Origin of the sequence: Nocardioides sp. QY071, from assembly GCF_029961765.1 — a bacterium.
Lineage (GTDB): Bacteria > Actinomycetota > Actinomycetes > Propionibacteriales > Nocardioidaceae > Nocardioides.
Genome location: NZ_CP124681.1, coordinates 4,613,484 through 4,634,641 on the forward strand (window position 1 = coordinate 4,613,484; position 21,158 = coordinate 4,634,641).

General features: G+C 72.1%; 21 protein-coding genes. 11 read left to right on the top strand and 10 right to left on the bottom strand.

The genetic code is table 11. The annotated features are described in order from the left end of the window. Positions 1-3: 3 nt before the first annotated feature. The 3 genes from QI633_RS22320 to QI633_RS22330 are packed head-to-tail and all read right to left on the bottom strand — an operon-like array spanning position 4 to position 3,052. Entirely contained in the window at positions 4-771 is a 768-nt protein-coding gene (locus QI633_RS22320; protein ID WP_141797311.1) for a class I SAM-dependent methyltransferase, read from the bottom strand. A gap of 23 nt (positions 772-794) precedes the next feature. Then, positions 795-2,039, bottom strand: a complete 1,245-nt coding sequence (locus tag QI633_RS22325) for a glycosyltransferase family 61 protein (protein ID WP_282427111.1) — start codon at positions 2,037-2,039, stop codon at positions 795-797. Beyond that, positions 2,036-3,052 (bottom strand): hypothetical protein, encoded by a 1,017-nt coding sequence (locus QI633_RS22330; protein ID WP_282427112.1) that lies wholly within the window; start codon positions 3,050-3,052, stop codon positions 2,036-2,038. The genes QI633_RS22325 and QI633_RS22330 overlap by 4 nt, the downstream gene beginning before the upstream one ends. A gap of 82 nt (positions 3,053-3,134) precedes the next feature. Here QI633_RS22330 and QI633_RS22335 point away from each other — a divergent pair, with 82 nt between their 5' ends. Next, a complete protein-coding gene (locus QI633_RS22335) occupies positions 3,135-4,184 on the top strand; it encodes a hypothetical protein (RefSeq protein ID WP_282427113.1) in 1,050 nt (349 codons plus the stop codon). A 16-nt stretch (positions 4,185-4,200) separates the two neighbouring features. Here the strand turns inward: QI633_RS22335 and QI633_RS22340 are convergent, their stop codons facing one another. Continuing rightward, the gene (locus tag QI633_RS22340; protein ID WP_141797307.1) at positions 4,201-5,262 is read right to left on the bottom strand and encodes a sulfotransferase; all 1,062 of its coding nucleotides are present in this window, start codon (positions 5,260-5,262) and stop codon (positions 4,201-4,203) included. A gap of 81 nt (positions 5,263-5,343) precedes the next feature. On the opposite strand from QI633_RS22340, the gene QI633_RS22345 reads away from it, so the two are divergent. The 3 genes from QI633_RS22345 to fabG are packed head-to-tail and all read left to right on the top strand — an operon-like array spanning position 5,344 to position 7,117. Beyond that, positions 5,344-6,045: a hypothetical protein gene (locus QI633_RS22345; protein ID WP_186348221.1), complete on the top strand. Its 702-nt coding sequence runs from the start codon at positions 5,344-5,346 to the stop codon at positions 6,043-6,045. Between the two features lie 8 nt (positions 6,046-6,053). Further along, complete coding sequence (locus QI633_RS22350) at positions 6,054-6,311, top strand: phosphopantetheine-binding protein (protein WP_141797306.1); 258 nt, start codon at positions 6,054-6,056, stop codon at positions 6,309-6,311. Next, positions 6,308-7,117 (top strand): 3-oxoacyl-ACP reductase FabG, encoded by an 810-nt coding sequence (fabG, locus tag QI633_RS22355; protein WP_282427114.1) that lies wholly within the window; start codon positions 6,308-6,310, stop codon positions 7,115-7,117. Before QI633_RS22350 ends, fabG begins: the two co-directional genes overlap by 4 nt. Before the next feature lie 57 nt (positions 7,118-7,174). On the opposite strand, the gene QI633_RS22360 is transcribed toward fabG, so the two are convergent. Then, positions 7,175-8,479, bottom strand: a complete 1,305-nt coding sequence (locus tag QI633_RS22360) for an oligosaccharide flippase family protein (RefSeq protein ID WP_282427115.1) — start codon at positions 8,477-8,479, stop codon at positions 7,175-7,177. Further along, positions 8,476-9,741 (bottom strand): hypothetical protein, encoded by a 1,266-nt coding sequence (locus tag QI633_RS22365; protein WP_141797303.1) that lies wholly within the window; start codon positions 9,739-9,741, stop codon positions 8,476-8,478. Before QI633_RS22365 ends, QI633_RS22360 begins: the two co-directional genes overlap by 4 nt. 139 nt (positions 9,742-9,880) lie before the next feature. On the opposite strand from QI633_RS22365, the gene QI633_RS22370 reads away from it, so the two are divergent. The 4 genes from QI633_RS22370 to QI633_RS22385 all read left to right on the top strand — a co-directional run bounded on the left by QI633_RS22370 (position 9,881) and on the right by QI633_RS22385 (position 13,719). Next, positions 9,881-11,275: a class I adenylate-forming enzyme family protein gene (locus tag QI633_RS22370; RefSeq protein WP_282427116.1), complete on the top strand. Its 1,395-nt coding sequence runs from the start codon at positions 9,881-9,883 to the stop codon at positions 11,273-11,275. A 103-nt stretch (positions 11,276-11,378) separates the two neighbouring features. Beyond that, positions 11,379-12,338: a hypothetical protein gene (locus QI633_RS22375; protein ID WP_282427117.1), complete on the top strand. Its 960-nt coding sequence runs from the start codon at positions 11,379-11,381 to the stop codon at positions 12,336-12,338. Continuing rightward, a complete protein-coding gene (locus QI633_RS22380; protein ID WP_282427118.1) occupies positions 12,335-13,069 on the top strand; it encodes a hypothetical protein in 735 nt (244 codons plus the stop codon). The genes QI633_RS22375 and QI633_RS22380 overlap by 4 nt, the downstream gene beginning before the upstream one ends. Beyond that, positions 13,066-13,719, top strand: coding sequence for an acyltransferase (locus QI633_RS22385; protein WP_141797299.1), 654 nt, complete (start codon positions 13,066-13,068; stop codon positions 13,717-13,719). Before QI633_RS22380 ends, QI633_RS22385 begins: the two co-directional genes overlap by 4 nt. Positions 13,720-13,905: 186 nt before the next feature. Here the strand turns inward: QI633_RS22385 and QI633_RS22390 are convergent, their stop codons facing one another. Both QI633_RS22390 and gmd read right to left on the bottom strand, forming a co-directional pair. Continuing rightward, the gene (locus QI633_RS22390; protein WP_141797298.1) at positions 13,906-14,796 is read right to left on the bottom strand and encodes an FkbM family methyltransferase; all 891 of its coding nucleotides are present in this window, start codon (positions 14,794-14,796) and stop codon (positions 13,906-13,908) included. Further along, a complete protein-coding gene (gene gmd / locus QI633_RS22395) occupies positions 14,793-15,788 on the bottom strand; it encodes a GDP-mannose 4,6-dehydratase (protein WP_282427119.1) in 996 nt (331 codons plus the stop codon). Before gmd ends, QI633_RS22390 begins: the two co-directional genes overlap by 4 nt. Positions 15,789-15,824: 36 nt before the next feature. Here gmd and QI633_RS22400 point away from each other — a divergent pair, with 36 nt between their 5' ends. Both QI633_RS22400 and QI633_RS22405 read left to right on the top strand, forming a co-directional pair. After that, positions 15,825-16,868, top strand: coding sequence for a glycosyltransferase (locus QI633_RS22400; RefSeq protein ID WP_141797296.1), 1,044 nt, complete (start codon positions 15,825-15,827; stop codon positions 16,866-16,868). A 67-nt stretch (positions 16,869-16,935) separates the two neighbouring features. Next, complete coding sequence (locus QI633_RS22405; protein ID WP_282427120.1) at positions 16,936-17,829, top strand: class I SAM-dependent methyltransferase; 894 nt, start codon at positions 16,936-16,938, stop codon at positions 17,827-17,829. 11 nt (positions 17,830-17,840) lie between these two features. On the opposite strand, the gene QI633_RS22410 is transcribed toward QI633_RS22405, so the two are convergent. Continuing rightward, complete coding sequence (locus QI633_RS22410; protein ID WP_160158171.1) at positions 17,841-18,848, bottom strand: glycosyltransferase; 1,008 nt, start codon at positions 18,846-18,848, stop codon at positions 17,841-17,843. A 123-nt stretch (positions 18,849-18,971) separates the two neighbouring features. On the opposite strand from QI633_RS22410, the gene QI633_RS22415 reads away from it, so the two are divergent. Further along, a complete protein-coding gene (locus QI633_RS22415; RefSeq protein WP_141797293.1) occupies positions 18,972-20,069 on the top strand; it encodes an NAD(P)-dependent oxidoreductase in 1,098 nt (365 codons plus the stop codon). Positions 20,070-20,075: 6 nt separating this feature from the next. Here the strand turns inward: QI633_RS22415 and QI633_RS22420 are convergent, their stop codons facing one another. Further along, positions 20,076-21,047 (bottom strand): GDP-mannose 4,6-dehydratase, encoded by a 972-nt coding sequence (locus QI633_RS22420; protein ID WP_141797292.1) that lies wholly within the window; start codon positions 21,045-21,047, stop codon positions 20,076-20,078. Positions 21,048-21,158 lie beyond the last annotated feature (111 nt).

A 21,158-nucleotide genomic window follows, 5' to 3' on the forward strand; every position in this document is an offset into this window, starting at 1 on the left:
CGCTCAGCCCTTGCGGACGAACACCATCAGCGTCGGCGCCAGCGCGGGCGGCGTGAGTCGGTCGACGAGCTGGGCGACCCGCCAGGCGGGCGCGTTCGAGCCGAAGTACGTCGGCTCCGAGGAGTGCCCGTAGACCACCAGCTCGTGGGGCGGGGGGAACAGTGCCGTCAGGGAGCGGCGGGTGTTCATGCTGTAGCGGACCGGGAACACGTCCTCGGCCTTGCGGTGCGGCTGGAGGCGACGGAGCACCCGGGTGTGCAGGTCGTTGGGCACGGCGCGCGCGCCGATGCCGATCATCCCCCACTTGTTGGGGGTGCGGGCCGCGAGCCAGCCACCTGGCTTGAGGACCCGCAGGATCTCGGCGGAGACGGTCGGCGCGTCCTCCTCGCCGACGTGCTCGAGCACGTGGTCGGCGAGGACCAGGTCGAAGGAGGCGTCGGCGAAGGGCAGCCGGGCGCCGGGCTCGATCACCTGGGCCGAGGTGAGGGTGGCGTTGTCGAGGACGACCGGGTCGACGTCGACGCCGTGGACCTCGGCGACCCGCTCGTGGAAGGAGCGCAGCCGGCGGTGCAGCTCGGGGAACGGCTCGATCGCCCACAGGCCGCGACCGGCGCCGAAGTCGAGCACGCGGCTGTCCGGGCCCAGGAGCGCGTTGACCCGGGTGTAGAACTCGATGAACCCGTCGTAGCGGGTGTAGCCACCGGCGCGGACCTCCGGATAGAGCCGCGACAGCGTCTCGCCCGGCTGGAATCCCTGTCCCGCATCACTCATCTGGTCGCCCTCATGTCGGATGGTCACTGGTGGAGCCCCCTCAGCATGTCGTCGACGAGGTCGAGCACCGTCCGCGGTGGCACGGAGACGTCGTCGAGCACCCCGGAGTTGCGCCCCGGTCCCCCGCTCGGGCCGTCCCCCACAAGGTAGCGGTAGTCGGCGTCGACGGCCTGGCAGATCGACCACAGCCCGAGGTGGACGTACGTCGACGCGAACATCTCGAGCACCCGCACTCCGGGCCGGGAGAAGGTGAGGTTGGACAGCCCGGCGCCGTGCGGCGAGACGACCACCTCCGCGCCGTGGAACAGGTCGATCTGCTCCTGAACGGTGTGGCTGCCCGGGTCGATCCGGACGAAGCCGCGGCGCTCGAGCTCGGGCCACAGCTCGGCCTCCTGCACGTAGCGCCGGGTCCGGGGCGTGTCGCCGCGGGTGACGTAGAGCCGGCGCGGTCCGTCGGCGCCGGGCGTGGGCGGCAGGTGCTCGCGCAGCCAGCGCACGGTCGCGGGCGGCGCCTGGAGCGCCCAGTTCGGGTTGCTGGGCACGAGCAGCCGGTCGGCCGACACGGTCCGGCCGCGCTCGGGCTCGATCAGGCGGGCCGTCACGCCGGCCAGCTCGAGCAGCTGCTTCTGGTACCTCGTCCGGTGCGGTACGACGACCGCGTCCGCCTGCGCGAGGGCGTGCGGCAGGGCGTCCTCGAGGACCGCGAGCCGGCCGATCGCGTCGTACAGGAAGTGGTAGTAGTTCACCGACGTGCCGCGGGTGGTCAGGCTCAGCACCGTGCCCGGGACGTGCTCGGTCGGCCCCAGGGTGGGCCGCAGGAAGATCGGGTGCTCGCGCCAGTCCTCGACGCCGAAGTACGTGCTCGTCTCGTGGTCGAGGACCTTGCCCGGCGTGGTCGTCGCGGCGTAGTCACCGCTCAGCCGGCCGCCGGCGACCTCGAGCACGAAGGTCGCCGGGAGGTCGACCGCGGGCACCACGGCCGTGGGCTCGGTGGTCGTGTGCACGGCCGCGAAGAGCCAGTGCCCGGCGGGCACGCCTGTGGTGGCCGGGCGAGGCAGGGACTGCTCCGCGCGGCCCGGGTGCAGGACGACGGCTCCCGGCTCGCGGGCCGCCGTGTCGCTCGAGCGCTCCGTGGCCCGCACCGGCACGCCGCGGCTGCCGAGCAGCCGCGAGAGCACCCGGAACAGGCAGCCGAGGACGAAGGTCGCCGCGCGGTGCAGCCGCTTGAACAGCGGCCACCACGGCCTGAGCCAGGCGGGCAGGCTCACGACGCCACCCGGTCACGCGAGCGGCTGACGAAGCGCTGCACTGCCTGCGCCGGGCGGCTGTTGACCGCGACCCGCGCCACGCGTCGTACCTGCGGCGACTTCACGAACCGCCGGGCGAACATCGCCGCGCGACCGCCGACCCGGCTCAGGACCAGCTCGAGCTCGCGCTCCACCTCGACGTTGACGGCGACCTCGGCCGGGTGCCGCAGTGGGAAGTCCATCGCGCCGGCGCCGTGGTCACGCTTGCCGGCCGCGGCGCCATGGGTCGCGTCCTCGCCCCAGCCGACGTTCTCGACGAGGTTGCGCGACGGGGAGAGCGCCAGCCCACCGAGGGTGAGCATGGTGAGCCACCAGTGCTTGTCCCAGCCGTGGATCACCGTGTCGCCGGACTGCGCCGCGTCGGCGAAGTGCTGCTGGCCGGACCGGGTGACGAGGTGTCCCGGCTGCTGGGTCGCGGCGAGGGTGCGCACCGGGGCGTCGCTCGGCGCGTGGTCGCGGGTGAAGATCGCGCGGTGCCGCTGCCAGCGGTCCGCCCAGGTCGCCCAGCCCCACACGCTCGCCCACGCGGTGAACGCATAGCTGTCACCGGCGAAGAGCCGCTCCGGCACGCCCATGCCGCTGCCCGACACCTGCCAGATCCGCGGGTCGTCGCGGTAGCGCTCGAGCAGCTCCTCGACGTACGGGAAGAACGACGGGTCGGGGTGGCAGTCGTCCTCCAGCACGATGGCGGCGTCGGTCTGCGCGAAGACCCAGTCCAGCCCGAGCTCGACATTGGCCTCGAGCCCCAGGTTGCGCGGCGCGAAGCGGCGGTGCACCTCGCACGGCCAGTCGACGGTGTCGATCAGCGCCCGCGTGCGCGCGCACAGCTCCTCGTCGTCGGGCCGGTCCTCGCGCGGCCCGTCGGCGATCACGAAGAGCCGCTGGGGCGCGGCGGCACGGATCGCGGCGAGTGTCTGCTCGGTGAGGTGGGGTCGGTTGAAGACCACCAGGGCCACGGGGGTGGATTGACTCATCGATGTGGACAACGCCGGTGCCTCCTCCGAGTTCCGCAGACATTCGACCAGATCGGCTCGACCGCCATTACAGTTGCCGACCGTGCCCCCGAACTCCCCCTCGTCCTACCCGTCCATGGTCCGCCGCTGGGCCTCCCAGCGCACCAAGGTCGCCGCGGCGCGCGCCGGGTTCCTCATCACCCGGATGAACGACGAGAGCCGGCGCTACGTCGAGATCACCCACAACGACGACGTCCCGCTCCCCGCGGGCGCCGAGCACGAGCTGCGGCCGGACAACCCGGCGCTCGACGAGCTCGAGGCGGCGTACGACGCCCTGGGAGTCGCCGCGGCCGCCCACACGCAGTGGCGCCAGAGCTTCCTCAAGAAGAACCTCTCGCTCGCCTGGTTCCGCGGCGACAACGCCTACGTGTGGCAGTTCCGCCAGCTCGGCAGCTCGGCACGGATCCGGATGTACCTGGCGATGCTCGACGTCCTCGAGCGCGACCGCCTCGGCCTGTTCGCCAAGCTGGAGGAGGACGGCCTGTTCGGCGCGTTCACGTTCACCTTCGGCCAGCGCCCGCCGATCAGCCGCGACCTGCTCGACAGCATCAACGAGATCAACTACCTCGACGACCAGATGGGGCTCGCGTCCATCGAGGGGCTGCGGGTCCTCGACATCGGCGCCGGCTACGGCCGCCTGGCCCACCGGATGTCGACCGCGCTGCCCAACCTGGCGGCGTACGACTGCATCGACGGGGTGGCCACCTCGACCTTCCTGTGCTCCTACTACACCCGCTTCCGCGAGCTGCCCGACGCGGTGCGGGTGGTCCGGCTCGACGAGCACGAGAAGCTCGGCGAGCGCTACGACGTCGCGGTCAACATCCACAGCTTCTCGGAGTGCTCGCACGACGCGATCCGCTGGTGGCTGGACCGGATCGCCGAGCGGGACATTCCGTGGCTGCTCATCGTCCCGAACACCCCCGACGAGCTGCGCAGCACCGAGGCCGACGGGTCGATGGAGCCCTTCCGCCAGGACGTCCTCGACCGTGGCTACGAGCTGGTCGACGACCGGCCGATCCACCAGTCCGACGAGCTGCGCGAGCTGATCGACCTGCACGACCGGTTCTACCTGTTCAAGCGCAAGGACGCCTGAACACCCGCGGTTCCGCTCACACGCTCCAGCTCGCGAACGGCTCCCCCGTCAGCTCACGCAGCCGCTGCGCCTCGGGCGCCAGCAGCTCGCGGAGCCGGGCCTCGGTCGCCGGCGTCAGCGTGGGCCGCTCGACCAGGTTCCCGGAGCGGCGCCACGCCGCCATGCTGATCATCCGGCGCGGCCCGGCGGGCAGCTTGCGGAAGGCCCGCAGCAGCGGCCCCTTCCGCAGCCGCAGCAGCCAGCCGGGCACCTGGTACTTCTCGTCGCGGGTGTTGTGCCGGCCGTAGTCCTCGGCGCTCGCGGCGGGTGCATCGAGGCCGAGGAAGGCGAAGACGCGGGCCATGGTGCCGACCACGTCTGCCCCGAGGTCGGCGAGGTCGAGCACCAGGACCTGCTCGGCGGGGAAGCGGCGCAGGAACTCCGCCAGCTGTGTGGCGTAGCGGCTCGAGGCCATCAGCGCGTGGGCCGGGTCGTCGGCGTCGGCCACCTCCTCGTCGAGGCTGCGGTGGGCGGCGTGCCACTGCACCTGCTCGACGTACTCGGCGACGAGGCGCTCCACCGGGTCCCGCACCAGGTAGATCAGCCGCGCGTCGGGCACCAGGTCGGCCATCCGGTCGACCACGCCCGGTACGACGGGGAACTTCGTGTAGTGCGGCGAGGACTCCACCCGGAACCGGGTGCCCTCGGGGAAGTGCTGCTGGTAGCGGCCCACCCAGTCCGCAGCGCCGGGGTCGGAGAAGAAGCGCATCTCCTTCTCCGTGGACACCGCGATGTCGGGGTGGACGTCGAGGTAGTTGTGCATGCTCGTCGTCCCGCCCTTCATCGCACCGATCACGATGACGTTCGGCATCCGCGCGGGGTCCGGGGTCGTCGGTACGGCGTCGGCGCGCGCCACCCGCTGGCGCGGCGCGAGGTGCGCGGTGCAGTTGAGGCAGGCGTCGACCGGCTGCCCGGCCGAGCGCAGCGTCCAGCCCAGGCGCTTGAGCCGATCGGGCGGTCCGACGGTGAGGACCGGGGGGACACAGACGTCGCACTGGAGGGAGACCTGGTCTCCGGACGCCTTGGCAAGAACGACCACGGGCGTGAGGATACGGCGCCCGCCGAGTGCGCGCCGCGGGATGCCCCATTCCGTCGGCGGATCCGGGATAGGGTCGCCCGCGTGCGTCAGGCTCTCACGACATTGGTGTTCCTCCTCCCGCCGAGTGGCCTCAAGATCCGCCTGCTCAACCGGCTCGGCCACCAGGTGCACCCGACGGCGGTCGTCGGCATCTGCCTGGTGCGGCGGGTCGACCGCTTCGAGCTCGGCGCGGGCTCGCTCATCCACCACTTCAACCTGTTCCGCGACCTGCGGCTGGTGAAGCTGGGTGTCGGCTGCCGGATCATGCTGTTCAACCAGGTCGTGGGCGACTCCGGCTACGAGCCCGGCGCCACCCAGACCGAGAACCTGCGCACCCTGCGGATGGGCGACGACTCGCACATCATCAGCCAGCACTACCTCGACTGCGGCGGCGGGATCGTGCTGGGCGACAACACCTGGGTCACCGGCATCCGCTCGACCCTGCTCTCCCACGCGTTCGACCCGACCAACGGCGGCGTCATCCTCGACCCGGTCACCATCGGCGACCGGGCGGTGGTGGCGACCTCCTGCACCATGCTGCCCGGCACCGTCATCGGCGAGGGCGCGCTGATCGCGGCCGGCTCCACGACGTGGACCGGGCAGGAGGCCAAGGGCGCCCACCTGCACGGCGGCGTACCGGCTCGACGGCTCGCTCCGATCGACATTCCGAGGCACGTCTACAACCGCGCCCGTTACCAAGGACCCCGTGACGTCGTTGGCCCTGCGAACCCCCCATCTGAGTAGAGGTCACCATGAACGACATTGAGCCCAGGATCGTCACCATCGTCACCGAGCTGCTGGAGCGCTCGGACCGCGAGCAGCAGACCGTGGCGCTGGACGCCGCGCTGCACGGCGACGACGGGCTCGGCCTGGACTCGCTCGAGACCGCCGAGCTGTCCGCGATCCTCGAGGACGAGTTCGGCACCGACCCGTTCGGCGCCGGCCTGCTGCCGGAGACCGTCGCGGACATCGTGGCGTTCTACGCCGACGCGACCGCGGCGTCCGCATGATCACCCCAGAAAGTTCTTCGCCTCCCCCGCATCGCTCCTCCGCCGAACGACTTCCCGGGGACCCCGAATCAGCGGCACCCCGCACGGTCGTCATCACCGGCGGCAGTCGAGGTCTGGGCGAGGGCATCGTTCAGCACTTCCTCGACGCCGGTGACCGGGTCGCGACCTGTGCCCGCAGCGAGACCGACGCAGTCCGCGCGTGGCAGGCCGATCCGGCGTACGACGGCCGGTTCCTGTTCCGCAAGGCCGACCTCGCCGACCGCGAGGACTGCACGCGGTTCTTCAAGGACGTCGTGGCCGAGTGGTCCTCGGTCGACGTGCTCGTCAACAACGCCGGCGTCGCACGCGACGGCATCCTGGCGCTGTTCAGCGACGACGACTCCGACACGGTGATCGACCTCAACCTGAAGGCGACCATCCACCTCACCAAGCAGGTGGTGCGCAACATGCTCGCCCACGGCGGCGGCCGGATCGTCAACATCTCCTCGATCACGGGCCTGACCGGCTACCGCGGCCTGAGCGTCTACGGCGCCACCAAGGCCGCGCTCGACGGCTTCACCCGCGGTCTGGCCCGCGAGGTCGGCTCGCGCAGGATCACCGTCAACAGCATCGCCTCGGGTTACCTGAAGACCGAGATGAGCCACGGCCTCGACGACGGCCAGCTCAACCAGATCGTCCGCCGTACGCCGGCCGGTCGCCTCGGCGAGCCCGAGGACATCGCCCGCGCCGTGGAGTTCCTCGTCGACGAGCGCAACGACTGGATCACCGGCCAGGTGCTGGTGGTCGACGGCGGCCTGACCGCCTGACCCGTCAGCCTCGATTCACCGTGCTGCCGCGTAGCAGCGGGAATCGGTGAATCGGGCTCAGCCCTGCCGCGCCGCGACCACGTCTCCCCGGCGGGCGACGTGGCGCCCGCGGGGCGCCCGCCCGTCCCAGGCGATCGCGATCCACCAGCAGGCGGTGGACACGGCGGTGCCGACCGCCATCGCCCACAGCGCCCCCTCCGCGTCGCCGAGCACGGCGCCGGCGACCATGCACACGCCGATCAGCACCAGCGCCACGATGTCGGTGACCATGGCGGTCTGGATCCGGTGCCGGCCGATCAGGGCCGCCCGCAGGCCGCTCTGTCCGGCCATGAGGAGCACCTTGCAACTGATGGCCAGCATCAGCGGCTGGACGATGTCCCACGACTCGCCAAGGACCGCCCACCCGATCGGGTCCGGGAGGAACACCAGGACCACGAGGTTGACGACGCCGACGGCCAGGCAGATCGCGATCGCCTTGCGCACGTGGCCCCACCAGGCCCCCTCGTCGGCCCGGTCACGGGCGATGTCGGTGGCCGCCGCCGTGGAGACGGCCAGCTGGACCGCGGTGCTGGGCGCGGCCAGCAGGGTCGCCGCGCGGTAGGCCGCCACGGCGAGCGCCGAGCTGAACAGCGTCATCAGCGAGGCGAAGAGCAGGGTGATGCCGCTGCTGGCGACCCCGCTGACCAGCGAGCGCCACGAGAACGACCAGTGCTCGCGGACCCAGGCGACGCCGTCGCGGCCGGGCAGGCCGTACTGGGCGAAGACCCACAGCCCCGAGACGCCGCCCGACCAGCTCCACATCAGGATCGGCCAGACGAGTCCGTCGAGGTCGGCGGCGAGCGCCGTACCGAAGCCGGCGATCATGAGCACCAGCCAGAGCGCGTCGATCGCCACGGCGCGCCCGGGCTGGCGGCGCGCGATGCCGAGGTAGCGGCCGACGTCCTGGACGACCAGCAGCGGCATGGGTAGGGCGAGCGCCAGCACCGGCCACGCAAGGGCACTGCCGAACGCCAGCAGCACGGCACCGGCCAGGCCGGTGAGGACGCCGGCGACCAGGCCGGTCACGCTCGCGGAGGCCAGGATCGTCCGCGGCCGCTGGTCGGCCTCCTCGGGGTGCACGACGACCGTGGTCGAGATCAGGCTGCGCACGGCCACCTGCGCCACCGTGTAGACCATCACGATCAGGCTGAACCGCCCGAAGTCGACCGGGTCGAAGGCGTGCGCGACCCAGATCAGTGCAGCGATGTTGGACAGGCTCGACAGCGCCTGGTCGACGGTGATCAGGCTGAGCCGGCTTCCGGCCCCGCGCGCCGTCCCCGCAGGCGCGGCCGCGTCACCCGAGTCGGTTGCCGGCTCGCTCACCGGCCCGCCGCGACGTCGCCGAGGAAGGCGAGGTAGGAGTCGACGAGGCGAGCGGTGCGCTCCTCACCGATGCGGTTGTCGTCGGTCGCGATGGTGTGGATCAGCCGGCCGCGATAGCTGAGCGTCGCCACGAACACCACCTGGTTGGGCGCCGGCGCGAGCTGCCCCTGCACGAAGGTGAGCCATTCCGGGTCGGTGCCCGGGTCGATCACGCCCATGTTGCTGACGACCAGGCAGGGCGGGCCCGCGCTCAGCGCGGCGGCCACCAGGTCACGGCCGGTGTCGAGGTCGGAGACCTTCTCGGTCCGGGTGAGCTGGAAGAAGAGCTCACCCTCGCCACGGGCCAGCGCCTCGCGGACGGTCGCGACCATCTCCCCCGCGAGTCCCCACGGCTCGGCGGCGTCGACGCGGAAGGGGCGCGAGACGACGGCGACCGACATGGCGGTCGGTGCGTTCGGGGTCGGGCTCGGCGTCGACAGGTCGGCCGGCACCGCGAGCTGGACGGTCGCGCGATCGGCCCCGCACAGCTCGCGGGCCACGATTCCCATCCACGCGGCGGCGACCGTGGCGAAGACGCTGGAGCCGTGCCGGCGTCCGGTGGCCAGGAGCTCGGCGGCCGGCTCGGCGTCGAGGACGAGCTGCCGGAGCCGCGGCCGGCACGGCACCGACGTCTCCGGCCACCACTCCGGGCCGGGCGCGCCGAGCTCGACGTTGCGGGCCCGGATGGAGCGGAGCAGGTCGAGCATCGCCGTACGGTCCTGCTGCCAGGGGTACGTCGGCCCGGCCACCGGCGGCGGGCTCGACAGCTCCTGCTGCTCGGGCACGTCCTGGCCGTCGAGGAGGCGGACCAGCCACTGCACCTCGCCCAGCCCGATCCGTCCGTCGAGCAGGGCGTGGTGGCCGAGCAGGATCAGCCGGGAGCGGCCCTCGGCGGGGCTGCGCAGGTAGAGCAGACGCGGGGCCAGGCCGAGCTCGTGGCGCACCGTGGCCTCCTCGTCGAAGACCGCGTCCCACGCGGCGACGGGGAGGTCACGGGCGGTGAAGTGGCCGGGCCGGACGCCGGGATCGGCGAGCGTGAGGTCCTCGGTGGCGACCGCGCGACCGAGGATCCGGCGCTCGCGGAACGTGTCCCACACGGCAGCGACGGCGGCGGGCTCGAAGCAGCGCGCGAGGTCCGCGGAGATCATCACGTTGCTCGGCCACTGGTGGTCGAGGAAGGTGTAGTACTTCTCCGCGGTCGTCATCGGACGGTGCACGCCCACGCCTGCCACTCCTCTTCGTCGCCCGGTTCGTCGCCCGGTGCGGTCAGCACCGGCTTCCTGCCCAACGCTCGCACGGGACAAGCGTCACGATCCTCCCATCCGGCGCACCCGTCCGCCGGTGCTCGGCCATACTGGCGCCATGATCCGCCTGCTCGAACGAGCCGCCGCCGCAGTGCCGGACCAGCCGGCGGTGATCACCACCGAGGCCACCACGTCGTACGCCGACCTGCTGGCCGCCGCCCGGTCCGTGGGCGCCGCCCTCCGGTCCCGCGGCATCGACCGGTTCGCGGTCGTCGAGCCGGACGCCGGCCGGGTGCTCACGCTGCTGGCCGGGGCCGCGCTCGTCGGCGCCGAGCCGTGCCAGTACCAGCCCGACATCGACGCCGCGCAGTTCCGGGAGCAGGCCGAGGCGTTGGGTCACACGGTCGTCGTGTCGCGACGCGAGGAGCTGGCCGGCGACGGCCTCCGGGTGGTCGGGCCCGACGAGCTGGTCGCGGAGGGCCCGGTCACCGAGGCCGCCGAGGCCGCCGAGACCGCTGATCAGCCGATCCTGATCCGCACCACCGGCACCACCGGCCTGCCGAAGGCCGCCCGTCACGACTGGTCGGTGCTCGCCCGCACCACGCGCGACGCCACGCCTCGTCCCGGGCAGCGCTGGCTGCTGGCCTACGGCCCCCAGCAGTTCGCGGGGATCCAGGTGCTCCAGCACGTCATGGCGATCCAGGGCACCCTGGTCGCCCCCTTCCCGCGCCAGCCGCGCGACGGCCTCGACGCCCTGCTCGGCCAGCGGCTCGACTGCGTGAGCGCGACGCCGACGTACTGGCGCTTCCTGCTCGCCGAGGCCCGCGGCCGGGGCGTCGCGCTCCCCCCGTTGACGCAGATCACGCTCGGCGGCGAGGCGAGCTCGCCGGACCTGCTGGCCGAGCTCCGGGCCGCGTTCCCGGACACCCGGATCTCGCAGGTCTACGCGTCCACCGAGTTCGGCTCGATCGCCTCCGTCGGCGACGGACGCCCGGGGCTCTCGGTCGCGAGCCTGTGGAGTCCGGAGAACCCCGACGGCCTGCTGCGGGTGGTCGAGGGACAGCTGTGGGTGCGCGCGGGCACCGGGATGAGCGGGTACGCCGGCGACCGCTCCGACACGCCCGCGGAGGAGGACGGCTGGGTCGCCACCGGCGACCTGGCCGAGGTGGTCGAGGACCGGGTGCTCTTCCGCGGCCGCAACTCCGACGTGATCAACGTCGGCGGGGTCAAGGTCCACCCGTTGCCTGTCGAGGAGCGGATCGCCGCCCTGCCGGGGGTCTCGATGGCCCGCGTCTTCGGCCGGCCCAACCGGCTGACCGGCGCGATCGTCGCGACCGAGGTGGTGCCCGTCGGCGAGCTCGCGGCAGCCGACGCCGAGGCGCTCAAGCGGGAGGTGCGCGCCGCCGTGGCCGACCTGCCGCCGGCCTGGCGACCGCGCAGCATCGCCCTGGTGGAGGAGCTGGCGACCAAGGGCACCAAGACCCTGCGCGGCATGGCCGGACCCGAGTCCTGACCACGGCCGACCGGTCCGTTCGTCCACCGGCGCCCACCGCCGTCCGTTATTCTCCGCACGATCGCTGGCCGACCGAGGCCGGCACCCAAGGCCTGGAGGTCCGTTGCCGTCTGACTTCGCCTACAGCTCCCTGCGACGTCTGGCCTCCGCACCCGGCGCCCGGCACCTCATCCAGCGGGTGCGCGGCGAGCAGGACGAGATCCGGCTGGCCATCGGCCGGCTGGAGAGCCACCTGCTCGACCTGCGCCGCCCGCAGCGGCTGCAGGACGCCGAGTTCAAGGTGTTCTCCCAGTTCGGCGAGGACGGGATCATCCAGCACCTGGTGCGTGCCGTCGATCCCGCGGAGACGACCTTCGTGGAGATCGGGACCGGCGACTACCGCGAGTCCAACACCCGGTTCCTGCTGCAGAACGACAACTGGCGCGGCGTCGTGATCGACGGCGGCGAGGACCACGTCCGCTTCGTCCTGGGCTCCGGGCTCAGCTGGCGCTACGACGTCGAGCCGGTGTCGGCCTTCGTGACCCGCGAGAACGTCAACCAGCTGATCGGCGACGCCGGCCTGAACGGGCGGATCGGGCTGCTGTCCGTCGACGTCGACGGCATCGACTACTGGCTGTGGAACGCGATCGACGTGGTCGATCCCGCCATCGTCGTGGCGGAGTACAACGCCCTCCTCGGGCCCGAGGCCGCGATCACCGTGCCCTACGACCCGGCGTTCGTGAACTCCGAGGCCCACTTCTCCCAGCTCTACTTCGGTGCCTCGCTGGGCGCCCTGGTCCACCTCGGGAGCCAGCGCGGCTACCGTTTCGTCGGGTGCGCCAGCAACGGCGCCAACGCCTTCTTCGTTCGTGAGGACGTCGCCGGCGACCTGCCCGCGCAGACTGCCGCGAGCGGCTACCGCGAGAGCCGGTTCCTCACCGGTCGCAACCCCGACGGCACCCTGTCGCGCAACCGGAGCGTCGCCGAGCGCCTCGCACTCATCGGCGACCTCCCGGTCATCGACGTGACCACCGGCACCGAGACCACGGTCGCGACCGCCGTCGGCGCCAGAGGCAGGGCGTGAAGCACCGGCTCCGGGTCGTCCGGGCCCACCTGCTGGCCTGGATCGGGCTCGCGCGGATGGCCCGGGCGATCTCCCGGGGCCAGGTCGACCAGGTGTGGCTGGGCGAGTCCAACGCCGCCTTCTTCGGCGGCGACCGGTTCCCCGCGCTCGGCGTGGGGAGCACCGTCGAGCGGCGCTGGGTCTGGCACCTCGGGCCGCGGCTGATGTACTCCGTCGCGCGCGACGACTTCACCCCTGCCCTGCACCGCGCCGCCCGGCTGCTCGGCCGGCTGCCGGGCAACCGCGACGTCGTGTGGATCTTCAGCCTTGGCGAGATCGACATCCGCTGCCACCTGGCCCCTCGCGTGATGGCCGGTGGCGACGTGGACTTCGTGGCGGCGTACGTCGACCGGCTCCGTGGCCTGCTGCGCGACCTCGGCTCGCCGCTCGGCGTGGTGATGGTCCCGGTCCCGCCGGCCACCCAGCAGTTCGTCCACGAGTCGTTCCCCGTGCGCGGCACCAACGAGGAGCGGCTCGCCACTCACGGGGTCCTGCGCAAGCAGCTGGTCGAGGAGCTCGCCGCCTCCTCGTCGGCGACGCCGCGGCTCGTCCTGCTCGACGCCACCGACGACCTGTCGGACGACGACGGCTGGTTCCGCGCCGAGCTCCACACCGACGGCGTCCATCCCAACGACGCCGGTCGCGAGGTCGCCCAGGCAGCCCTGCGCCGGCTCCTCGAGCACACGCCATGAGCGAGCGCGTCGACGCCGTGCGCGGGCTGGCCGTCGGCCCGTTCCGCGTCTCGTACGTCCGCACCCTCCTCGCGAGGCTGAGCATGCACGGCACGGTGCTGGTCGGCCGCCGGTTCCGGATCGTCGGCCGCCGCCGGATCGAGGTCGCCGAGGGCGCCCGGCTGCGCCTCGGCGTCAACTACTACGGCTTCCTCACCGGCCACGAGTGGTCGATCATCCGGGTCCGGGGCCGCCTCCGGCTCGGCGGCAACGTGACCGTGGCGACCGGCAACCGCTGGGACATCGGGCCGGACTCCACCGTCTCGGTGGGCGCGCGCACCTACTTCTCGCCCGACGGCCTGCTGGTCAGCAACAGCGGCATCACGATCGGCGCGGGCTGCGCGATCGGCTGGCGGGTGCAGCTGCTCGACGACGACTTCCACCGCCACCTCGCCGCCGGCGAGTCCGAGGAGCGCGGCACCGCCCCCGACATCACGATCGGCGACCGGGTCTGGATCGGCAGCCACGCCCAGATCTACAAGGGCGTGCGGATCGCCGACGGCTGCATCGTCGCCGGCGGGTCCGTGGTCACCTCGTCGATCACCGAGCCGGGCTGCCTGGTCGGCGGGGTGCCCGCCAAGATCATCCGCCGCGACGTGACCTGGCGCTGAGCGCCCCCCGGCCGTTGAGTTGCCGCTTTCTCACCGTTGAGTTGCCGCTTTCGCACCGTTGAGTTGCCGATCTCAACGGTGAGTTCCCGGCAACTCAACGACGAGGATGGGGCAACTCAACGACGAGGATGGGGCAACTCAACGGGGCATCGGGATGAGCCGACCCGGGCCCGACCGCCGAGGCGCTCAGATCAGGCCCGGCACCAGCTGCTCGATCGCGGCCTGTCCGGCGAGGTCGTCGGCGTGCACGACGGCGACGTCCCAATACGTGCGGCCCCGGTTGCGCTGGTTGCTCGCCACGTCGAGGACCGCACCGTGGCGGCCCGCCTCGGCGGTCGTGGTGCGGCCGACCGGCGTCGCGCCGTTGTCCCAGACCGCGACGTCGCGGTAGCCCAGCTCCGCCAGCCGCGCCCAGACCGCGGCCGGGTCGTGGCCGGCGATCCGGGTCAGGTAGGGGTCGTACTCGAAGAACAGGATCGGGTGCGCGTCGGCCCAGGCCTCGGCGACTGCGGGCACCAGCACGACGTCGTACCCGTCGGTGTCGGACTTGACCAGCCGCAGCCGGTCGAAGTCCGGGTGCTCGGCGCGCAGCCGGCTCGGCGAGACCATCGGCATCGCGTCGGCGTCGCCGCCCTCGGCGAACCGGGTCGTGCCGCCGGTGCGGACAGCGGTGCGGGCGGTCTGCTCGTCGTCGACCGACAGCAGCGCCTCGACGACCGAGACCCGCTTGTCGCCGTCGACGTTGCGGTGCAGGAACTCCAGGTACGCCGGGTCCGCCTCGATGCAGAGCACCCGGCCGTCGGCGGCGTTGAGGATCTGCACGGTCGAGTCGCCGACGTTGGCACCGACGTCGAGGACGGTCAGCGGCGAGGACTCGGCGACCAGGCGCGCCAGCTCCACCAGGTTCTGGCCGTACGTCGGGCCCCACCGCGCGTAGTCGGGCAGCCGGTGCGACCAGGGCAGGACCAGCGTGACGCCCTGGACGTCACGCACGACCGGGCGGAACGGGAACCGATCGCGGATCAACCAGCCCAGGCGACGCTTCGCGGTCGAGACCGCCATGCCGGGGCCCATCATCCGTCGATCTCCTTGCGGTGCTGGACCAGGCGGCCGAGGTGCTCGATGTCGGCGTCCACCATCAGCTCGGCCAGGCCCTTGGCGTGCGTCTGCGCGCGCCAGCCCAGGACCTCCTCGGCCTTCGACGCGTCGCCGATGAGGGCGTCGACCTCGGTGGGGCGCTCGAAGCTCTTGTCGTAACGGACGTGGTCCTCCCAGTTCAGGCCGGCGTGCGCGAAGGCGTACTGGCAGAACTCGCGCACCGTCGTGCCGGTGCCGGTGGCGAGGACGTAGTCCTGCGGCTCGTCCTCCTGCAGCATCCGCCACATGCCCTCGACGTACTCGGGTGCGTAGCCCCAGTCGCGGATCGCCTCGAGGTTGCCGAGGTCGAGGTGGTCGGCGATGCCGAGCTTGACCGAGGCGACGCCGAGCGTGATCTTGCGGGTCACGAAGCTCTCGCCGCGGCGCGGCGACTCGTGGTTGAACAGGATCCCGGACACCGCGAACAGGTCGTAGGCCTCGCGGTAGTTGACGGTCACCCAGTGCGAGTAGAGCTTCGCGGCGCCGTACGGCGAACGCGGGTAGAAGACCGTCGACTCGTTCTGCGGCGGCGGGGTCGCGCCGAACATCTCGGAGGTGGAGGCCTGGTAGAACCGGCAGTCCAGCCCGGCGGCGCGGATCGCCTCGAGCAGCCGCAGCGTGCCGACGGCGTCGGTCGAGGCGGTGTACTCCGGGAGCTCGAAGGACACCTTGACGTGGCTCTGCGCCCCCAGGTTGTAGACCTCGTGGGGCTCGATCTCGCGCAGCTGGTTGCTGAGGCTGACACCGTCGGTCAGGTCGCCGTAGTGCAGGTGGAGGTCCGCGGTTCCGTGCAGGTGATCGATCCGGCTGCGGTTCAGGGTCGACGACCGACGGACCAGTCCGTGCACCTCGTATCCCTTCGAGAGCAGCAGCTCCGCGAGATAAGAACCGTCCTGACCGGTGATTCCGGTGATGAGAGCACGCTTGGTCACGGGGGCACAGTATCGTCGCTGACCGTGCATGTGCTGGTGGATGCGATCCTTGCCCGCCCCGGAAGTGTCTCGATCGTCGTTCAGCACCTGGTTCGCGGGTGGACCGAGGCCTTCCCCGACGACGAGCTCACTGTCCTGCTCGGTCCCGACAGCGAGCGATTCGCCACTCCTGCGGGGGTCCGGGTCACCGAGCTGCCCGCGTCGGGCCCGCTCGGCAAGCTCTGGTCCCGCTCGGGCGCCGTACGACGTGCGGCCCGGGCGCTGGACGTCGACGCGGTGCTCAGCTCGGCCCCGGCGAGCAGCCTGCTGGGCACCCGGCAGCCCCGCGGCCTGATCTTCTACGACCTGCGCCACGAGCTGCGGCCCGAGCAGTTCTCGCTCCGGACCCGGGTCGCGCGCCGCCTGTCGTGGGCGTGGAGCATGCACCTGGCCGACGGCATCTTCTGCATCTCCGACCGCAGCCGCGACGACCTGCGCCGCCGCCACCCGCGCCTGGGACGTGCGGCCGTCACGGCCGCCCTCGGCTCGGACCACGCCCTCGCCTGGCCGCGGCCCGAGCCGGGCGAGCGGCCCTACGCGCTGGCCTTCGGCCACTTCGGCAACAAGAACGCCGACGCCGTCATCGCCGGCTGGGCCGAGTTCGTCGCCGCCCACCCCGGCTGGGTCCTGCGCCTGGTGGGCATGGGTCGCGCCGACCGCGAGGCGGCGCAGGCGCAGGTCGACCGGCTCGGCAGCACCGACAGCGTCGAGCTGATGCCGTGGCTGGACGACGACGCCTTCGGCGCGTGCTTCGCCGGCGCCGGCATGGTCGTGTTCCCCTCCGACTTCGAGGGCTTCGGCCTGCCCGCCGCCGAGGCGCTGCGGCTCGGCATCCCCACCGTCGTGTCCGACGACCCCGCGCTGGCCGAGGTCACCGGCGGGTACGCCGTCGTGACCGCCTCGACGAGGCCGGCCGACCTCGCGGTCGCCATGGGCCGTGCCAGCGAGCTCTCCGCCGACCGGCTCGCGGAGGGCCGGGCCTTCGCCGAGGCGTTCACGTGGCGTCGTACGGCGGAAGTGGTCCGTTCCGGCCTGCGGTGAGCGCCGACCTGCTGTACTACCGTCCGTCCATCACCCAGCTCGCCCCTCGCCCCCACCGGAGTCGTGCATGACCCACTGCCCTGCCTGCGCAGGCGCCCGCATCCACACCGCCGTCGCCTCGCGCGCCACCGGCCGCAGGATCAGCACCTGCCGTGACTGCGGTGCGCGCTACTGGTCCGACCACCTGGCGGAGGAGCGGATGGACGCGATCGTGGTCCAGAAGGAGTGGTCGGCCGACGACTACGGCGACTGGGTCGACATCAAGCGGGAGGGAGCCGGGCCCGACGCCTGGCGCGAGGCGCTCGGCTGGATCGGCGAGGCGCTGGGCGAGCGCGGCGAGCAGCGGCCGCTGATCTACGACATCGGCGCCGGCGACGGCGAGTTCCTCAGCGTGGCTCGCGACGAGTTCGGCTACGACGTCACCGGCAACGAGATCGTCGCCGGCGCGGTCGAGCTCGCCCGGGAGCGGCACGGCGTCACGCTCGACCTCGGCGACCTCGAGACCCTCGGTCACGTCGAGACCGCCGACGCGGTGACGCTGTGGTGCGTGCTGGCCCACGTGACGGAGGGCGACGGCCTGCTGGCCGACATCCACACGATGCTGCGCCCCGACGGGGTGCTGTTCCTGCAGACCCCGCACTGGACGGCGGCCGACCAGGCCGCCCACCTCGTCAAGCGGGCCACCCGCGGGCGGACCAGCCAGGTCCCGGACCGCCGGATCGCCCAGCACCACTGGATCCTGCACACCCGGCGCAGCATCACCGCCCAGCTGACCCGGCTCGGCTTCGTCGACGTGGTCGCCGAGCCGCGGCTGCGCTACACGCTCACGTCCGAGGCCTACATCGCCTCGATGAACCCGCCGTCCTGGTCGGTCCGACCCGCCGCGAAGCTGCTGGACCGGCTGGTCTCCAGCCCGATCGCGCCGCGGATCGTGCTCGACGTACGGGCGCGCAAGGGCTGACCGGCCGGCGCCTAGCGGTTCAGGAGCTTGCGCACCACGCGCCAGATGACCGGCTGCGTGATGATCTTCCGCACGATCGCACGCAGCCACAGCGGACGGATGATCGCGCGGGCGACCCGCGAGATCCAGCTGTCCGTGCGCACCATGATCAGCTCGAGCTCCTCCTCGACCTTCCGGTTGCGCTCGACGACGGCCGGGTGACGCAGCGGGAGGTCCAGCGCCCGCGCGGGGATCGACTCCTTCTGTGCGCGCACGTTGGTCGCGCCCTCGCCGTACCCGTCGTTCTCGATCAGGTTGTGTCGCGGGACGGCGGACAGGCCGTTCTGGTTGATGATCGTGACCCACCAGTGGTGGTCCCAGAAGTACGACGAGGGGTCGACATCGGTGGACACCTTGGTGAAGTGCCGCTTGCCGGCCTCGGAGACCAGCGCATCGGGGTGGGGCGGCGCCGGCACCGCGCGCTTCGGCGGGACGAGCTGGCCGGGCTGGTCGACCGGGACGTGCACGCGGTCGAACAGCTTGCGGTGGGCCTGCCACCGGTCGGCCCAGCTCGCCCAGCCCCAGATGCTGGCCCAGGTCGCGAAGTCGTAGCTCAGGTCGCCGAAGTAGGACTCGGGCACCTCGTGGGTGTCGCCCGAGATCAGCCAGACCCGCTTGTCGTCGCGGTAGCGCTCGAGGAGCTCCTCGCAGTAGACGAAGAAGGTCGGGTCAGCGATGCAGTCGTCCTCGAGGAAGATCGCCTCGTCGACCTGGGAGAAGACCCAGTCGATCCCGGCCTCGATGTTGGGGTCGAGGCCGCGGTTGGTCTCGGCGAAGCGTGGCAGCACCTCGCAGTCCCAGTCGAGCTCGCTGAAGAGGTCCCGCACCTCGGCGCACAGCCGCGCGTCGTTCTCGTTGCCCGACCGGGGTCCGTCCGCGATCACGAACAGCCGCTCCGGCTTGGCTGCCCTGATCGAGGCGAGGGTGCGTCGGGTCAGGTCCGGGCGGTTGAACACGAACATGACGACTGGTGTCTGCACCGAGTACTCCTCTGTGATCGGCGATTCGGGGGTGACCATATCGAGCCCAGGCCGTTGTTGCGGTTGATACGGTCGCACCCGCTCGACCACCGTCATCGAGTTCCGCTAGAGGGGACCCCCACCATGAACGACTTCTGGTACGGCAAGCGCGTGCTGATCACGGGCGGCGACGGCTTCGTCGCCAGCAACCTGACCGAGGCACTGCTGCGCCGCGGCGCCATGGTCACGATCACGGTGCGGCACAACCGGCCGGTCCCCACCGCGGCGCTGCTCGGCTTCGACGCCCGGCCGGACGTCGAGGTCTGCGAGATGGACGACTTCACCCAGGTTCAGCGCCTGTGCAACCGCCACCAGATCGACACGATCTTCCACCTCGCGGCGTCGGCGATCGTCGCCGACGCGGCCAACGCGCCGATGAGCACGCTGCACAACAACATCCTGCCGACCCTCAACCTGCTCGAGGCCGCGCGGATCAACGACATCCCGCGGGTGTTGATCGCCTCGACCGACAAGTCGTACGGCGACCACGCCGACGCCGACGACCCGGAGCCGCTGCCGTACCGCGAGGGTCACGCGCTGCGCGGCATGGACGTCTACAGCGCCTCGAAGGCGTGCGCCGACCTGATCGCGCAGACCTACGGCTTCCAGTTCAACGTGCCGGCCCTGATCGTGCGCAGCTGCAACATCTACGGCGCGGGCGACCTCAACTTCACCCGGCTGATCCCCCGCACCAGCCTGCGGATGCTCAACAACAAGGCGCCGGTGATCAACCTCGGCAACGCCGACGTGCTGCGCGAGTACGTCTACATCGACGACCTCGTCGACTCCTACCTCTACCTCGCCGAGAACGTCGAGCGCCACTTCAGCACCGCGATGCCCCGCACCGGCCGCGCGACGTACGGCTGGCCGGCGTTCAACGTCGGGAGCTTCTCCAGCGCGTCGGGCAAGGCGCCGGGCGACTACAGCAACATCCGCAGCGTGCGCCAGGTGATCGAGCAGATCGGCGGCATCCTCGGCGGCGCGCTCGAGCCCGTCACGATCCCGAAGCCCGCGAACTTCATCGAGATCCCCGACCAGTTCCTCGACTCAAGCAAGCTCCACGAGTTCGGCTTCACGCCGCGGGTCAGCTTCGAGGAGGGCCTGAACCGGACCGTCGAGTGGTACGCCAAGAACCAGGAGGCGTTCACCCGGGCCGGCGCCCGCAACGTCCTCGCGGACTGAGCGACGCTAGGGGAGCGCCAGGTAGCCCGGCGACTCCTCGACACCGGAGCGCAGCCGCTCCAGGTCGACGGCGACCATGTGCTCGACCAGCGCGTCGAAGCCGACCCGAGCCCGCCAGCCGATCGCGGCCGCGGCCGGCTCGGGGTCGGCGACGAACACCGAGGTGTCCGCGGGCCGCAGCAGCGCCGGGTCCTGCACCACACGGTCCCCCGGCTCGCCGAGTCCGGCAGCCGCGAACGCCACCTCGAGCAGGTCCTGCAGGGAGTGCGCGGTCCCGGTGCCGATCGGGAGGTCGAGCGGCTCGTCGTGGGCGAGCTGGAGCCGCATCGCCTCGACGTACTCCCCGGCGAACCCCCAGTCGCGGTGCACGTCGAGGTTGCCGAGGCTGATCGTGGCGCAGCGGCCGAGCGCGATGCCGGCCGCACCCAGGGTGATCTTGCGGGTCACGAAGCGGGGCGGTCGCAGGGGGCTCTCGTGGTTGTGGAGCACGCCGCAGACCGCGAACAGGTCGTGGTCGGCACGCGCCCGCCGGACCACCTCGTCGGCCGCGGCCTTGGCCTTGGCGTACGGGCTGTCGGCAGCGCTGCCGTGCACCTCCGCGGAGGAGGCCTGGAAGAGCCGGGCGTCGTGGCCGCGGGCGGCACGCAGCCGCAGCAGCGCGGCGACGAGGTGCTCGACCGGCGCGGCGTTGGTCGCCGCCGTGAGCTCCGGCTCCTCCCAGCTGCGGCCGACCGAGCTCAGCGCGGCCAGGTTGTAGACCTCGTCGGGCACGACCTCGGCGACCAGCGCCTCGAGCGCCGCACCGTCGCGGACGTCGAGCTCGCGCAGGTCGACCCCGTCGAGGTGGACCCGTCGCGGATCGGTCGCGGCGAACCCGGGCGCGACGGTCCCGACGACGGCGGTGCCGGCGGCACGGAGGGAGCGCGCGAGGTAGACACCGTCCTGCCCCGCGACGCCGGTGACGAGGGCGGTACGCACGGCCTCACCCTAGTAGGCCGGGACCAAGCGGGTACTTGGTCCCGACTTCACACCAGTCCCCGGATTCGCGGACGGAGGCCGTGACGCACCCGGCGGCCTCTCGTTGGTCAC

Excerpts from the sequence above, each read along its gene's own strand:
- QI633_RS22320 (WP_141797311.1), bottom strand. The coding sequence starts at position 771 with ATGAGTGATGCGGGACAGGGATTCCAGCCGGGCGAGACGCTGTCGCGG.
- QI633_RS22330 (WP_282427112.1), bottom strand. The coding sequence starts at position 3,052 with ATGAGTCAATCCACCCCCGTGGCCCTGGTGGTCTTCAACCGACCCCAC.
- QI633_RS22350 (WP_141797306.1), top strand. The coding sequence starts at position 6,054 with ATGAACGACATTGAGCCCAGGATCGTCACCATCGTCACCGAGCTGCTG.
- fabG (WP_282427114.1), top strand. The coding sequence starts at position 6,308 with ATGATCACCCCAGAAAGTTCTTCGCCTCCCCCGCATCGCTCCTCCGCC.
- QI633_RS22370 (WP_282427116.1), top strand. The coding sequence starts at position 9,881 with ATGATCCGCCTGCTCGAACGAGCCGCCGCCGCAGTGCCGGACCAGCCG.
- QI633_RS22385 (WP_141797299.1), top strand. The coding sequence starts at position 13,066 with ATGAGCGAGCGCGTCGACGCCGTGCGCGGGCTGGCCGTCGGCCCGTTC.
- QI633_RS22390 (WP_141797298.1), bottom strand. The coding sequence starts at position 14,796 with ATGATGGGCCCCGGCATGGCGGTCTCGACCGCGAAGCGTCGCCTGGGC.
- QI633_RS22405 (WP_282427120.1), top strand. The coding sequence starts at position 16,936 with ATGACCCACTGCCCTGCCTGCGCAGGCGCCCGCATCCACACCGCCGTC.
- QI633_RS22415 (WP_141797293.1), top strand. The coding sequence starts at position 18,972 with ATGAACGACTTCTGGTACGGCAAGCGCGTGCTGATCACGGGCGGCGAC.